The sequence below is a fragment of the Marinobacterium sp. LSUCC0821 genome (assembly GCF_012848475.1).
GTDB lineage: Bacteria > Pseudomonadota > Gammaproteobacteria > Pseudomonadales > Balneatricaceae > Marinobacterium_E.
In genome coordinates this window covers 1,194,747-1,209,978 of the sequence record NZ_CP051666.1, presented here as the reverse complement: position 1 = coordinate 1,209,978, position 15,232 = coordinate 1,194,747, and the positions used below count along the sequence as shown (strand labels likewise).

At 47.6% G+C, this 15,232-nt stretch carries 13 protein-coding genes; 10 read left to right on the top strand and 3 right to left on the bottom strand.

The features are described from left to right. Nucleotides 1-154: 154 nt before the first annotated feature. Nucleotides 155-904, top strand: a complete 750-nt coding sequence (gene phbB / locus HH196_RS05710) for an acetoacetyl-CoA reductase (protein WP_169451197.1) — start codon at nucleotides 155-157, stop codon at nucleotides 902-904. 761 nt (nucleotides 905-1,665) lie between these two features. Here phbB and HH196_RS05705 read toward each other — a convergent pair. Further along, entirely contained in the window at nucleotides 1,666-2,085 is a 420-nt protein-coding gene (locus HH196_RS05705; RefSeq protein WP_169451196.1) for a YchJ family protein, read from the bottom strand. An 89-nt stretch (nucleotides 2,086-2,174) separates the two neighbouring features. On the opposite strand from HH196_RS05705, the gene sbcB reads away from it, so the two are divergent. Then, nucleotides 2,175-3,620: an exodeoxyribonuclease I gene (gene sbcB, locus HH196_RS05700; protein ID WP_169451195.1), complete on the top strand. Its 1,446-nt coding sequence runs from the start codon at nucleotides 2,175-2,177 to the stop codon at nucleotides 3,618-3,620. A gap of 49 nt (nucleotides 3,621-3,669) precedes the next feature. Here the strand turns inward: sbcB and HH196_RS05695 are convergent, their stop codons facing one another. Beyond that, nucleotides 3,670-6,411, bottom strand: a complete 2,742-nt coding sequence (locus HH196_RS05695; protein WP_169451194.1) for an insulinase family protein — start codon at nucleotides 6,409-6,411, stop codon at nucleotides 3,670-3,672. 157 nt (nucleotides 6,412-6,568) lie between these two features. Here HH196_RS05695 and HH196_RS05690 point away from each other — a divergent pair, with 157 nt between their 5' ends. The 8 genes from HH196_RS05690 to nadA all read left to right on the top strand — a co-directional run bounded on the left by HH196_RS05690 (nucleotide 6,569) and on the right by nadA (nucleotide 13,702). After that, nucleotides 6,569-6,952, top strand: coding sequence for a DUF6394 family protein (locus tag HH196_RS05690; protein ID WP_169451193.1), 384 nt, complete (start codon nucleotides 6,569-6,571; stop codon nucleotides 6,950-6,952). Between the two features lie 3 nt (nucleotides 6,953-6,955). Further along, a complete protein-coding gene (locus tag HH196_RS05685) occupies nucleotides 6,956-8,644 on the top strand; it encodes a TrkA family potassium uptake protein (protein WP_169451192.1) in 1,689 nt (562 codons plus the stop codon). Between the two features lie 12 nt (nucleotides 8,645-8,656). After that, the gene (locus tag HH196_RS05680) at nucleotides 8,657-9,559 is read left to right on the top strand and encodes a DMT family transporter (protein ID WP_169451191.1); all 903 of its coding nucleotides are present in this window, start codon (nucleotides 8,657-8,659) and stop codon (nucleotides 9,557-9,559) included. A 19-nt stretch (nucleotides 9,560-9,578) separates the two neighbouring features. Then, on the top strand, nucleotides 9,579-10,427 hold the full coding sequence (locus HH196_RS05675) for a Tim44 domain-containing protein (protein WP_169451190.1): 849 nt from the start codon (nucleotides 9,579-9,581) through the stop codon (nucleotides 10,425-10,427). 130 nt (nucleotides 10,428-10,557) lie between these two features. Then, nucleotides 10,558-11,070 carry a peptidoglycan-associated lipoprotein Pal gene (gene pal / locus HH196_RS05670; protein WP_169451189.1) on the top strand — a complete coding sequence of 171 codons (513 nt, stop codon included), beginning with the start codon at nucleotides 10,558-10,560 and terminating at the stop codon, nucleotides 11,068-11,070. Beyond that, nucleotides 11,070-11,870 (top strand): tol-pal system protein YbgF, encoded by an 801-nt coding sequence (ybgF, locus tag HH196_RS05665; RefSeq protein ID WP_169451188.1) that lies wholly within the window; start codon nucleotides 11,070-11,072, stop codon nucleotides 11,868-11,870. The genes pal and ybgF overlap by 1 nt, the downstream gene beginning before the upstream one ends. A 21-nt stretch (nucleotides 11,871-11,891) precedes the next feature. After that, nucleotides 11,892-12,575 (top strand): 7-cyano-7-deazaguanine synthase QueC, encoded by a 684-nt coding sequence (gene queC / locus HH196_RS05660; protein ID WP_169451187.1) that lies wholly within the window; start codon nucleotides 11,892-11,894, stop codon nucleotides 12,573-12,575. A 116-nt stretch (nucleotides 12,576-12,691) separates the two neighbouring features. After that, nucleotides 12,692-13,702: a quinolinate synthase NadA gene (nadA, locus tag HH196_RS05655; protein ID WP_371807852.1), complete on the top strand. Its 1,011-nt coding sequence runs from the start codon at nucleotides 12,692-12,694 to the stop codon at nucleotides 13,700-13,702. A 14-nt stretch (nucleotides 13,703-13,716) separates the two neighbouring features. Here nadA and HH196_RS05650 read toward each other — a convergent pair whose 3' ends face one another. Further along, entirely contained in the window at nucleotides 13,717-15,126 is a 1,410-nt protein-coding gene (locus HH196_RS05650) for a M48 family metalloprotease (RefSeq protein WP_169451185.1), read from the bottom strand. Nucleotides 15,127-15,232: the final 106 nt, after the last annotated feature.

The following is a 15,232-nucleotide window of genomic DNA, read 5'->3' as shown; positions in this document are numbered from 1 at the left end:
ACAAGTCGGAAAGGCGCGTAAAACAAGGTTATCCGAGTTGAAACTCGAGAAAAGTGTTTATCTAAATTGGCAGAAATCCAAAATAGCCAAAGCTAAATGCTTTATAAGAAAGGGAAGGCCATGATGGCCGCATACAACTACAAGGGTGGTAAAGATGACACAGAAGATCGCATTGGTTACAGGTGGTACCGGTGGTTTGGGTGTAAGTATCTGTCGTAAATTGGCGGATGCTGGTTTTAAAGTAGTCGCAGGCTACAACTCAGGCGGTAACCATGAAAAAGCGAAAGCTTGGCAGGAAGAACAGCGCGCAGATGGTTACAACTTCGAAGTGGCTTACGGCGATGTAACGAATGCGGAGTCGTGTAAAGAGTGTATCGATACTGTTGAACGTCTAACTGGTGGTACTGTTGACGTACTCGTTAACAACGCAGGTATTACTCGCGACGGTCAATTCAAGCGAATGTCTTGGGAACAGTGGGATGAAGTACTCTCTGCCAACCTGGACTCAATGTTCCATATGACTCGTCTAGTGATCAACCCAATGCTTGAGAAAGGCTTCGGTCGTATCATCAACATCTCTTCTGTAAACGCTCAGAAAGGTCAGTTTGGTCAGGCTAACTACTCAGCTGCTAAAGCCGGTATCCACGGTTTCACTAAAGCGCTAGCGCAGGAAGTAGCATCTAAGGGTATTACTGTTAACACGGTGTCTCCTGGTTACATCTTCACGCCGATGGTTGCTAAAATCGATCAGGCTATTCAGGATAAGATTACATCGACTATCCCTGTTGGTCGTTTCGGTACCCCGGATGAGATCGGTCGTACAGTAGCGTTCATCGCAGATGAAGAGTCTGGTTACATGACCGGTGCGGACTTCTCTGTAAACGGTGGTCTACACATGTACTAAGGCTTTCGCCTTTTCTAAAGAACGCACCTTTTGGTGCGTTTTTTTGTTTATGTTTCTTTTGCATTGAAAGCTAAAAGGCCAAAGAGCCAAGGAGCCAAGGAGCCAAAGAGCTTAAGAGCGAATACTCAGCTGAAAGCTGGCCATTGGTACTTTTTGGTCAGCAAAAAGTACCCAAAAACTGACCACGCTCCTTCGGCCTACGGCATACTGCGCTCGATACTATTTTTCTGAAGCCCATCAGGATCGCACAAAGTCGGCATCCTGCCTCCGTTGTGCTCTTCGGCCGTCCATGGCCTCAGCCTGATGAACTCTTAACCGAAAAATAGCACCGTGCTCGCTCTCAGTCGGACGTGGACATCTGCAGCGTAATTCGATTTATTACCTTTAGGAACCTTCTCAAAGGGATGGTGATCAAGAGTGTCGGCGACCCTACGGGTAGCCTCCTACAAAATCAAAAATCGGCACATTGAATCTACAGAGTCCCAATATCCCCCTTCGGATGAGAGTGAGCACGGAGTGCTTTTCCGGTTAAAAGTTAATTCCAGCGCTGACAGGAAGTCAGCGATGAGCAGCGGAGACAGGATGTCGACTCTGTGAAGTATGGAATTGGCTTCAGGAAAAGCGCTTCGCGCGCAACGTGCCGAAGGCCGAAGTAGCGGGGGTGCCCCTTTTGGTTACTTTTCGGGCAAGCGAAAAGTAACAATGTCCCGCTAATGCGGGATGTTCTCTCTTGATCAAAAAATCTTATCAGTTTGAGAAGATCAAACGATCTCAACATCCCCATCCACATATACCCATTTCCCATCATTACGGCGGAAGTTTGATCGTTCGTGTATGCACCCTTTTTGGCCATCGGAGGTTTCGAAGTGGGCGTTGAACTCCACTTGACCGCTCTGGTCCTGTTCCTTGCCATCAGCCGTATCAACGATCTCAAGTTTCACCCAGTTAGTTGAACGTAGCTCTGCGGCAAGCATTTTTGCCTCACCGGGTGAGCGACGTTCGGGTGCTAGGGAGTCGATTAGGTAATCAACTGCGCCTACAGCAAAGGCGCTGTAGCGTGAGCGCATGAGTGCTTCAGCGGTAGGGGCAATAGCGATGCCAGCATGATAGGGCTGGCAGCAAGTTGCGTAGCTGGATTGGCTTCCGCATGGGCAGAGAGTGTCGACATTGTCGTGGATCATTTGAAAATTCCTAATAACTTACTTAGCCATACTTGAGTTGGCCTGCTAATCTTAGGAATTATCCCTTTTTTAAGCTCAGGATGCGAAACATGGCTGCGCAGGCAGAGACTTTTTTTTGGCACGACTATGAAACCAGTGGAACCGATCCTCAGCGAGATCGGCCTCTGCAGTTTGCGGGTGTTCGTACAGATGCTGATTTCAATATTATTGAAGAGCCTGTGATGTTTTACGCACGCCTTAGTGATGATGTCATACCGCATCCGATGGCTGTCATGATTACCGGAATTACACCGCAGAAAGCGCTTCAAGAGGGGGTGAGTGAAGCGGAATTTATTGCGCGTATTCACGCAGAACTTTCACGACCTGGCACCTGTGGGGTCGGTTATAACTCCATCCGATTTGATGATGAGGTGACGCGTAACACTCTCTATCGCAACTTTTATGACCCCTATGCTCGCGAATGGCAAAACGGCTGTTCGCGTTGGGATATTATCGATATGTTGCGTCTAACGCGTGCTTTGCGTCCTGAGGGGATTGTTTGGCCTGAGTATGAGGATGGAACGCCGAGCCTTCGTTTGGAAGATCTTACCGCAGCTAATGGGATCGCTCATGGCCACGCTCATGATGCTCTCTCCGATGTCTATGCAACGCTTGCTATGGCGAAGCTGGTAAAAGAGGCTCAACCGAAACTCTTTGAGTATGTGATGAAAAACCGCTCTAAGCAGTCTGTACAGGCGATGCTAGATACAATCTCGATGAAGCCGGTTTTACATATCTCCTCTAAGTATCCTGTGGAATTGGGCAATATGGCGGTTGTTGCACCTTTGGCTCCCCACCCAACCAACAAGAACGCGACCATTGTTTGGGATCTTCGTGTTGATCCGGCTCCGCTTTTTAATCTCTCTGCAGATCAGATTAAAGAGCTTCTCTATCTACCACGTGATCAGCGAGATGAGAACACGCCTATATTAGGTATGAAGTTGATTCATGCTAACCGTTGTCCCATTGTCGCGCCTGCCAATATGTTACGCGGTGATGAGCCGCAGCGATTCCAGATAGATGGTGACTTATGCCGAGCTCATTTAGCCCTATTGCGCAATGAACCGGGCTTGGTTGCCAAGTTGATGGAGATCTACACCGATAATCCACCATCGCAATCGGACCCAGATTTACAGATCTACTCTGGTGGTTTCTTCTCTCCAGAGGACCGTAAGCTGATAGAGCGTGTGCGCACAGCCTCAAGCGAACAGCTTGTCGATCTGCAGTTGCCATTTCAAGACCCTCGTTTAGAGGAGATGTTGCTTCGCTACAAAGCTCGAAACTTTCCTGAAACGCTCAATGATGATGAGCAACTTGCTTGGGAGGAGTATCGCTTTGCTAAGTTGATAAAAGGTGAGGGCGGGCATCTAACAATGGAGGCGCTCTACGATGAGCTTAACCGTATCGGTATGTCGCCAGAGACGACTGATGATCAGAGGCTGTTACTAGAGGAGGTCGCCCTCTATGCCGAATCTATCTACCCGATGGAGATGTAACTCTTCTTTAGGTGTCAGGCTAATGCCAGACACCTATTCTGCTCAAATATTAAGATGACACCGTCGTTATCCACAGTTTGTGGTTGAGCAACTGATCTATTCGTTTGATCAAATCTTCACTATTTACCTGATTGACTGCTTTAAGAAGTTTCTCTTTGCTATCAAACTGGCTGTTGTCCCGATCAATTTCACGCCATAGTCGGGCGGTCTCTTCACTTAAACGCTTCGAAGGCGACGCGATACGTGCTCTGACACTCGCTTTAAAATCCTCTATCTCAGCTTCAAGTTTGCTGGGTAGTTGCTGGCGCCATTCTGCAATAAATTGCTTATAGGCTGTTTGTAGCTCTTCGCTATTGGCTGTAGGTGATTGAACAACCAAAGCTATTCCCGGGCGATCCGCGATAGGCAGATAATTGCTAAATACAATGTAGCCGAGTTGTTGTTCTGTTCTTAGCTGAGTGTAGAAGGGTGTGCTTAGAATCTCATTTAAGAGAATGACCTCTGCGTCTGCACGCGAAGAGTCGTCGTCGCTCTGCAAATAGAGCAAAAGAGCGCTGTCTGTGTGCTTCACCGCAACTTGTGTGAATAGGTCTCCTTCAGGAACTGTTTTTGCACTTAACCTCGCAACCTTTACCGACTCCATTGAAGTAAAGGCATTGATTACCTTTTTGGTTAAACTGTTAGCCTGCTCTTTCGTTAAATTTCCGTGAGTGAGAAGGCGCAGCTCACCTTCATTCAATAAACTATCTCGTTGAACAAGCACATCGTTTAATGTCAGTTTTTCAAGCGCACTGAGTTGATCCTCAACACTCCAACCGGGCAGCAGCTCTTGGTATAGGGCAGCAAAGGTTCGGTTGTAAGGTTTATCTTTAAGAGAGTTGCTGAGCTCCTCTTTGGTTGCGCGTTTTAGACGATCAAAAAGTGCCACATCATTGAGCGGTGAATTGAGTGCATCAACCACTGTTTCCATTAAAGTATCCAGTTTGTCGGAGTACCCAGAAACTTTGACGGACAATCCGCGCATATGGCTATAGAGCTCTGCACCCAGTCCCGCTAGGGCAGCATCGTAAAGCGGTTCATTCAACTGCTCATTCAGCATTGCAGTCAAAAGTTTATTAGAGACAGATGCTTTAGCTGAATTGATCGGATTTGGTGACAGAATGGCTAGGTTGATGCCCCCTCGAGGCTGCTTAAACTGATTATCTTGAAGGTACCAACTGCTAATCAGTGAATTTTCAATAATCAGCTCTGGTATTTCACTGTCACTGACTTGAGCTGGTAGTAGCTCAAAGTTGGTCGCGACATAGGGGTTCAGAGGTTTAATGCTCAACTCATCAATCAGTCCAGCACTTCCCCATAACGCTTTCTGTTCATCTGTAATATCTTTGATCTGATACTCGATCTGGTAGCGAGGCTCGATTGAGTCAGTCTCAAGCGAGTTACTGTAACGGCCAATAAGCAGATTTTCCGGAATGAGTTGGTTTAGATAGTGGTTAATACGATCGGCTTCGAACCTTTCAAACAGGTAGGGTGCACGTAGCAACTCCTCTTCGGGGTACTCTGCCAACATCTGTGATAGACGCATCACTTGGTGGATAGGTTCGCCCCCCTGTTGAAACCTAAAGTCGATCTCTGCCAGCTTCTGTTGTTCTAAGTAGAGTTCAGGTTTTAAGCCCTGCTGACGAATTAGCTCAATCGCTGAAAAAACAGAAGAGATCACCGTTTGATACTCAGCCATCCCCTTTGGAGTGAGTGCTAGGTTGATATCAAAAGTGGCTTGCTCTGGTTGATCCATACCAACATAGGCACCCAGTGACTCCGCCCATCCTTGATCTTTAAGGTAGGAAAGCAGAGAGCCACTACCCTCGTAACCCAATTGATTAGCGATGAAGTAGAGTGGTTTGGTTCGCCATTGACTCTTGCGCGGATCGATAGCAAAGGTCAGTTGTAACTGGTTCAGCTCTTTCAGTGTTTTGACATCGAGCTGTTTGCCGAGTTGTTTAGCTGTGTAGAGAGGCACACCATCTTGGAATGGTGTTGCGTTGCTGTTTTTAATAGCACTAAATTTATTCACCACCAGTGCTTCAATCTCATCCAGAGGCATTGGGGCTGAAACAGCCAGTGTCATAAGGTTGGCTGAGTAGTACCGATCGAAGAAGTCGATAAGGTCAGATTCAATTGGGTCTTTTGGGTCGTTACGCAATGTCTCTAAATTGCCGACTGCGAACTGTGTCCAGTTGTGCTCTGGATTCATCGCTAACTTATTCGCTACATAGATTCGTCTGCCATCCTCAAGACGCTTAGATTCAAACTCAGAGTGGACGGCATTGCGTTCGCGATCGGCATAATCGGGAGTAAAAAGAGGGGCGATAAAAAATTGTGAAAAACGATCCAAAGCTTCAGGAAGTACATCCGCTTTGACATCAAAAAAGTAGTTGGTGTTTTCATAGGCGGTAAAGGCGTTGTGGCTTCCGCCATTGCCATCAATAAACTTCGGGTAACTGTCAGCCTCTGGGTACTTCTCTGTCCCTAAAAAGAGCATATGTTCTAGAAAGTGGGCTAACCCTTCACGATCTTTAGGGTTTGCATTACTGCCTACTTGAATGTTCATCGAGGCGGCGCCTCTATCGCTCTCTAGGTCTGAAATAAGGAGCGCTTGTAGCGAGTTATCTAGTGTAATTACGCGGTATTCGCGTGTGTCATTTTCGCTTTTAATAACATCGGCTAGTAAGCTTGGGGTAATCAGCAAACCGATGACAAACAGCAAAGATTGAATCGATTTATTAATCACTTGGGACTATTCCTCTGGAAATATACTCTTGAGTGTAGTTAGCTTGGCATATGCAGCTTGGTAAAGGTAGCTTCTATTAGTTAGCTGACGAATAGCTTAAGCAAGAACCGGATTTTCCGGCAAGAGTTTAGATTTTATTGACCCCTAGGAGAGATCAATGAACCGCGATAAGGTGATTTTTGGGTTTTTTATAGTGCTGGCGCTGACTCTCAATGTTGGCTTTGTCATGGGGGATATCGATAACCCAAATCACCATGAGGTGATTGAGCTGTTTTTGGCGATTGTAGTTAGCCTAATCTGTACTGTTTTGAAGTTTGGTGATCGCAGTCATGTGGGTGCTCTAATGTTGGCTACAAGTTTAGTGGCGGATCTTCAGCTTATTGGTGCAGCGCTTGTGTGGGGGTACGCTGGCCAAATATCTGCCTTGGGTTTAACTGGTGACACGATGGCGAGTGTAGTTTCTCTGGCAGCTGGAGCTCTGGTCGCAAATTTGGTTTCAGTGGTGCTCTTGGTTGTTGAGACAGCTTCGGTTCGTCGCTAAGAGATGAATACCCTAGTCTACATTCTGCTAAGGCGGCTGCGCATGCCGCTGTTGGTGTTGATTGCGGTTTACGCTATCTCTGTATTGGGATTTGTGCTGATTCCAGGTATGGATGATCAGGGTAACCCCTGGCAGATGGACTTCTTCCACGCCTTCTACTTTGTCTCATTCATGGGCTCTACCATCGGCTTTGGTGAGATTCCATATCCGTTCACTGATGCCCAGCGTATTTGGACGATGTTCTGTATCTACGCCACGGTGATCGCTTGGCTCTATGCCATAGGCTCTATGTTGAGTGTTTTGCAGGATCAGGGTTTTATTCGCCTGCTCAGAGCGCGACGTTTTGCACACCAGGTTCGCTCTATCAGAGAACCCTTTTATCTCATCTGTGGTTATGGAGTCACCGGGCGTGATGTAGTCGCAGGTTTAGAGGCTCAAGGCTATAGAACAGTGGTGCTTGATATAGATCAGGAGCGAATCGACAGTCTGGAGCTTGAGGAGTTAGTGACGCCAGCATTGGGTCTTTGTGCAGATGCTTCTCTGCCCGATACGTTGGATCTGGCAGGATTACAGCATCCCCAGTGTCAGGGGGTATTAGCGTTAACGAATGATGATAACGTTAACTTAGCAATCTCTATATCAAGTAAGTTGCTGCACCCGAACCGTATGATGGTAAGTCGCAGTGAAAATGATACGACGACTGCTAACCTCGCATCCTTTGGTACAGATCTTATAGTCGACCCCTTTAGACAGTTTGCAGAGTACCTTGGATTAGCAGCACATAGTCCACAAAAACATCTTATTGTTGATTGGTTGATCTATCCCGAACACCGCTCTCTAGCCAGTGCTTACCGTCATCAGCAGGGCCGTTGGGTGTTGTGCGGCTATGGTCGGTTTAGGCGTGCGCTTGTTGATGCGATGCGCAGCAATGAGACCGAAATAACGATTGTCGACCCACATATCGGTGAACACCACAATATGGAATCAAAGGGTGTTGTCGGAGTTGGGACTGAGGCTGATACACTGCGAGCGGCAGGTATTGAGAGTGCCGTGGGTATTATCGCCGGTACCGGAAATGATGCGGATAACCTCTCAATCATCATGACTGCCCGTGAGCTCAATCCAAAACTGATGACTGTGGTTAGGCAGAATCTTGCGAGCAATGAGCTTATATTCGAGCGCTCAAAAAGTGATTTCGTTATGCAGCCTGCGCGTATTATTGCGACACGTATTTTGGCGCACCTGAGAACCCCAATGCTTGCAGAGTTTATTGAGCAGGCGATGCTGCTCGATGAGGTGGATGCACGTGAATTAATTCAGCGTATCGCTAACTGTGTTGGCGATGAGGTTGTTGAAAGCCGGGCTGTCACCCTTGATGTTGAGTCGACGCCAGCGGTGATTAAGTATTTGGAAACGGGTGGTACTTTGAACCTTAGATCGCTCACTAAATCGCCTGAGGATAGAAGTAAGATGTTAAGTCTCTTACCGCTGCTAGTGAAACGTGGTGAAGAGCTCTTCTTTGAACCTGGCGAGTTGCTTGAGCTTAGTGCTGGAGATCAGATTCTTTTTTGTGGAACTCTGGATGCCATTCGAGACCAGCGTTGGGCATTCGAGAACGGCCGTTCGTTGCAGTACCTAGTTGACGGCACAGAACCGAGTAGGGGATTCCTACTCAATCTTTTAAAAGGTTAATTAAGGCGACAGATGCCCTATCTATTATTGGTTTTAACAACGTTTTTTTGGGCGACAAACTCTGTTCTGGTGCGAGGTGTTGCTGATGTGACAGACCCGTTCATGACCGCATTTTTGCGCTGGGGTTTTGCCTTTTTGATCGTGATGCCCTTTTGGTTGCCGGTAGCTAAGCGTCAATGGTCAATAATTCGGTCAAATGTTCCGATACTTCTGTGGCTATCGATCACGGGTGTGGGCGCCTTTAACACGCTTATTTACCTTGCTGTTGAGACAACCACGGCAACTAACGTGACGCTTCTTCATGCGTTTATCCCAGTGTTGATTCTATTGTTGAGCCGTATCTTCTTTAAAGAGCGCGTCTCTACACTGCAGTGGCTAGGCATTATCTCATCGGTTATAGGGGTGGTTGCACTTATAACTCAGGGTGAGCCTGCACGTTTGATGACTTTGCATCTAAACCCCGGAGATCTGTGGGTTTTAGTGGCTGTCGCTGATTGGGCAATCTACTCAGTGACCCTGCGCTACATGCCGAAAGGGTTGGAGCCTTTCACCTTCTTTGGCCTCTCTGTCTTGATAGGTACACTCTCAATTGCCCCCTTCATGCTGGTCGAGCAAGGTGGGCTGCATATCCCACAGTTAACCTCATCGATCTGGGGATTGATGGTATACATTGCAATCTTCCCTTCGATTCTCTCGTTCAGCTTTTGGAATCGCGGTGTTGCGCAGCTAGGCGCGGCAACCTCTGGGCTATTTATTTACTTGATGCCGGTATTTGGTGCAATTCTCTCAGTGATCGTTTTAAACGAGTCGATTCACGGGTACCATCTGGTCGGAATTTCAATGATCATATTGGGTATCTGGCTTGCTATAGTACCGCGCGTACTTGCTGCCAGAGCTCAAACAAGCAAAACCTAAAATTATCTACGGAGAACAGATGAAGTATCTGCTCAGCCTCTTGATGGCGATCACACTCATTTCAGCACCCAACTTTGCAGAGGCAAAACGCTTCGGAGGCGGTTTTAGTCTGGGTAAAAGCTACTCTATGCCGAAAAAAGTGGCGCCAGCTCCAACTCCATCTAAGAGTGCAACAACAGCTAGCTCAAAACCTACGCAGGGTGCTAAGCCTTCAATGGGTGGCTTGCTGGGTGGCATGCTAGCGGGTGGTCTTTTGGGTGCAATGCTGTTTGGTGGCGCTTTTGAGGGGATCCAGTTAATGGATATCCTATTAATTGCTCTCGTGATCTTTATGCTAGTTCGCATTTTTGGCGGGCGAAGAGCTCCTGCTATGGCGGGCGGATATGGTGCACATCAGGCACCACCAGAGATACCGATGGCACGTAACAGTGAGGCAGTTCTATCCTCAGATGGCTGGGGTGGGCTTTCAGCAGGTCTTCAGCAAGTTGATATCGAGACGCCAGATTGGTTCGACGCAAAAGCATTTGTTGCTGGTGCTGAGGCTCACTTTAAAACACTACAGTCAGCTTGGGATCGTCAGGACTGGAGTGAAATAGGAAGTTACACTTCGCCAGAACTGCTGGTTTCACTTAAAAAGAATCGTGAAATGTTGCCGGATGTTCAGAATACTGAGGTCGTTTCGGTGATTGCGGAGTTGGGTAACTTCCAAGAGGATTTAGATCAGTTTGTTGTGAGTATGCTGTTTCACGGTTGGATTCGTGAAGATGGTAAATCAGACGCGACTGAATTTTCTGAGGTTTGGCATCTATGTCGAGCTAAGGAGAGTGTAGGTGGGGACTGGTTTATTGTCGGAATAGAGCAGTACTAATCCTTAAAATCACTGAAATGTATAACTTTTTTATTCGTTACCTTGAATTTACACGCAACTACATATAGGTTAAGCGTACTAAGTTCTAAAGTAACTTTTACCTAATAATTTCGAATTCAGGAGTATGAAAATGCGCGCAATCGAATTGACTCGAGTAGCAGCTCTAGCTGCAGCAGTAGCGCTTGCTGGTTGTAGTTCTACCAGCACAACAACAGGCGGTGGTGCTGATGGCGCTGCAAATGGTGCTAATGCACAGGGCGCTGGCACTTCAGCTGTGGCTGCAGGCGCTGCATGGTCTGATGTTGCTAAGCTACGTACTGTTTTCTACTTCGACTTTGATCAGTCTGTTGTTAAACAGGAAGGTTTCGCAGATCTTGAAGGTCACGCTAAATACCTAGCTAATAACCCAAGTGCGACTGTTCGTCTTGAAGGTCACGCTGATGAGCGCGGTACTCGTGAGTACAACATCGCTCTAGGTGAAGCGCGTGCTAATGCAGTAGCTCGTCTACTGATGGTTAACGGTGCTAGCAGCAGCCAGATCGAAACTATCTCTTACGGTGAAGAGAAGCCAGCAATGCTTGGTCACACTGAATCTGAGTGGGCGCTTAACCGTCGCGTTGAGTTGAGCTACACAAGCCGCTAATGAAAAAAGCACTTGTAATCGCTCTAATGACTGCTGGCTTTGCCAGCAGTCCTGTTTCTGCGGCTAACCACAGCGCGTCAGCTAACAGTGAATTGGTTCTGTTAATTCAGCAGCTTCAGGCTGAAGTTCGCCAGTTACGCGGCGAAATTGAAACTCAGCAGTATCGTTTGCAAAACTTGGAAAAAGACCAGTTGGACCGTTACCGTGATGTTGATCGTCGTCTTAGTGCGTTGATTTTGCAGCAGGGTGATTCGCCTATTTCGGCACCTTCTGATGCAGTCGCTAGTGACTCTCCGTCTTCGGTAACAGGTGTAACTGATACATCAGTCACGGAACAGCCAATTACCGATCAGCAGATTGGCCAAGCGGTGGTTGATCAGCCGGTTGTTGCTCAACAGCCTGTGCAACCTGAGCCTGTGCCAGTTCCTACTGTTGATGATAAGACGGCATATCAGAACGCTTTTGGTTTGGTGCGTGAACGCAAGTTCGATGAAGCTATTGCTGCCTTTCAAGAGTTTATTCGTTTCTACCCTGAGAGTGACAATCTAGCCAATGCCTATTACTGGATTGGTGAAGTTAAATTGGCACAGCAGGAGCTAGAAGCTGCTCAGCTCGCTTTTGAATCGGTTGTTAGCCAGTTTCCCGCTCATCGTAAACGTCCCGATGCACTCTACAAGTTGGGTGTTGTAAAGGATCGTCGTGGTGATGCTACTGGTCAAGCGCTCGCTTTCCAGATGTTGCTTGATGAGTATCCAACTAGCTCAGCAGCTGGTCTGGCACGTAACTACAAACCTCGTTAAACCCAAGCGAACTTTTTTGATATGAGTACATCTACCAAACGAGCGGTAGTACTGCTTTCGGGCGGTCTTGATTCGGCAACTGTCGTTGCGATTGCTGCATCTCAAGGTTACGAGTGCTATGCACTCAGTTTCGACTATGGCCAACGTGCCGTAACTGAATTGAATGCTGCTAAAGCAGTTTGTGAATCGATCGGTGTTAAAGAGCACCGGGTCTTTAATCTCGATCTGGCTCAATTTGGTGGTTCTGCTCTTACAGACGCCTCACTTGAAGTGCCAGAAGGTGAAACTGAGGGTGTGCCAATCACCTATGTACCAGCCCGCAATACGATCTTTCTCTCTATGGCGTTGGCCTGGGCTGAGGTTTTGCATGCTGATGCGATCTTTATTGGTGTCAATGCGGTTGATTACTCTGGTTACCCAGATTGTCGCCCAGAATTCATTGCAGCCTACGAGCAGATGGCTAATCTTGCAACGCGCAATGGCGTGACGGGTGAACCATTCAAAATTGTCACGCCACTTATCGATCTGACCAAAGCTGAAATTATTGAAGCAGGCCACAAATTGGGTATGGACTACTCTCTAACAGTATCTTGCTATCAGTCCGATGAAGAGGGTCGTGCTTGCGGTCGATGTGACAGTTGTCGCCTAAGGGCTAAGGGCTTTGCTGATTCAGGCGTGCCTGATCCAACTCGTTATCAGAACTAAGTTTAAGGCGCCGAAAGGCGCTTTTTTGTTTTCATGAATTTAGGGTGTGCTATTATCGCGCCTTCAATATTTTTGAGGTTGTTATGCGTACTAAAGCCGATCTAGAACAGCGAATTATGATTCAGGAACACTTTGCTCAGGAGCATTTGCCGACTGACTTAAGTGCTGCCCAGATAGCTGATCTTGAAGAGCAGATTACGCAAGAGCTTAAAGATCGTGATGCCTGTCTGGTTGCCCACTACTACACAGATCCACTGGTTCAAGCGCTAGCTGAAAAGACCGGTGGGTGTGTATCAGACTCGCTTGAGATGGCGCGCTTTGGTGCAAACCACTCTGCGTCCACTTTAGTAGTGGCGGGTGTTCGTTTTATGGGCGAGACTGCAAAAATATTGAGTCCAGAGAAACGTATTCTTATGCCGACCCTAGAGGCGACTTGTTCTCTGGATATTGGTTGTCCTGTAGAAGAGTTTAGTGCTTTTTGTGATGCTCACCCGGATCATGAGGTTGTGGTCTACGCAAATACATCTGCAGCCGTTAAAGCGCGGGCTGACTGGGTAGTGACTTCGAGTATTGCCCTGCAGGTAGTTGAGCATCTTGCAGACCAAGATAAGAAGATTATCTGGGCACCAGACAAGCACCTAGGTGGTTATGTTCAAAAAGAGACTGGCGCTGATATGCTGATTTGGGATGGCGCATGTATTGTCCACGAAGAGTTCAAAGCGAAAGGCTTGTTGGACCTTAAGCAGGTCTACCCTGATGCAGCAATTCTTGTCCACCCTGAGTCTCCAGAATCGGTCGTGGCGCTTGCGGACGCTGTTGGCTCGACAAGTCAGTTGATTAAAGCTGCGCAGACTCTGCCAAACTCTACCTTCATCGTTGCGACTGATCGCGGTATTTTCTATAAAATGCAGCAAGCAGCTCCGGGTAAGCAGTTTATTGAGGCGCCTACGGGTGGTTCAGGTGCAACCTGTCGTAGTTGTGCACACTGTCCGTGGATGGCGATGAATGGACTAGAGAATATTCTCTCTGCACTTCGTGAAGGTAAGGATGAAGTGCATGTAGACGAGCAGTTACGTATCGATGCACTGCGTCCTCTGCAGCGCATGCTTAGTTTTCAGGCTGGCTAGTTATATAGGTTGAGTTAGTTGAGCAGCTTATCCATCTGCTTCTGTAGCTCTTTGATTTCACCTTCGCGCTGTTGCAGATAACCGAGTTGTCCTTCGTTGCGTCGAGCGTCACGGCGGGCAAACTCGATCTGTCTAAGCGCTAAATCATACTCGCCGCGCAGAGCAAAAAACTCTATACGCGCACGGTGTAGTTGTACCAGATTTTGCTGCAACCCATATAGCTCGGCTAGGTTGTACCACAGCTGTGTATTAGTTGGGTCGTCTCGAATCAGGTCTCTGTAAATCTGAGTGGCACGGCTAAGATCTCCGTTATCTGATGCGAGTTTCGCTGCAGCTCGTCGCACAGCATAGTCACCAGGATAGAGTGCTAATAGCTCTTCACTAATCACCGCTGCTTCTTGCCAACGCTTCTCGTTTGAAAGCTGTTCAATACGAACAATTTTTACCCAGGGATGACTACTCCATTGTGACGCGAGCTTTTGCCATAGTTGGTCTGCAGCTTCACTATCTCCAGTTTTGACCGCTTTAAAGAAACGAATCAGCCCTTGAAAGTTATTCGGATCCTCGCCCTTATCCTGCTCTAGTACGAGTTGCTCTTCACTCTGGTAATAGATCGCGGTGAGTGCTCTTGCTATAAGAAAACGATCACTATCTTCCTGTTTGTAGTTGGCAATAGGGTAGGCAAGTGCTCGGTTGGTTGAGTCCGCTATGCGAGCTTGTGTCACTGGGTGGGTACGAAGAAATTCGGGTAGGTTATCGCTACTAAAACGATTCGCACTCGCTAGTAGAGCAAACATTTGTGGCATCGCCTGTGGATCGTAACCAGCGTTAGCCAGAGTTCGCATGCCTGTTTGATCCGCATCGGTCTCGTGCTGTCGGCTGTAGGCTAGAGCAAGGCTTTGGGTAGCTCCAACAGTGCCATGCAACATTGCCGCACCGGCATCAGCACTAATTCCTGATAGCAAGATGCTGCCAACGATTCCAGCAAGAACCAGAGGTTGGCGTTTTTCTGCAGCACTCTGTTGTTGAGCAAAGTGGCGTTGGCTAAGGTGGGCGAACTCATGGGCAATCACCGACATCAGTTGCGCTTCATGTTGTGCAGCCAATAGAAGTCCGCCGTTGATACCTACTATCCCTCCAGGGGCAGCGAAGGCGTTGATCTCTGAGTTATCAATTACCAACAGTTCTAGGCGCTTATCTTGTAACTCTGAGTAGGGAACCAAGCTCCACACTTGATCGCGGAGGTAACTCTCGATGATCGGCTCATTGAGCAGGTCAGCCTGTGCTCGCATTAATCGTACCCAGGCTTGGCCAAGCTCATACTCCTGTTCAAATTGAATATCTGAACTATTTGCGCTGCCGATCTCAGGGAGTTGCAGGTCTAGTGCTTGGCTAGATGGCGCAGCAATTAGAACTGTAGTCAAAAGTGCTCTGCTTAATAGAGTGCTATTGAATAGTGCGCTACCTATTTGCTTGCAGCTTAGAAATGTTCGGAGAATCTGCATATTAGCTGAATTAGCCTTTATCGAT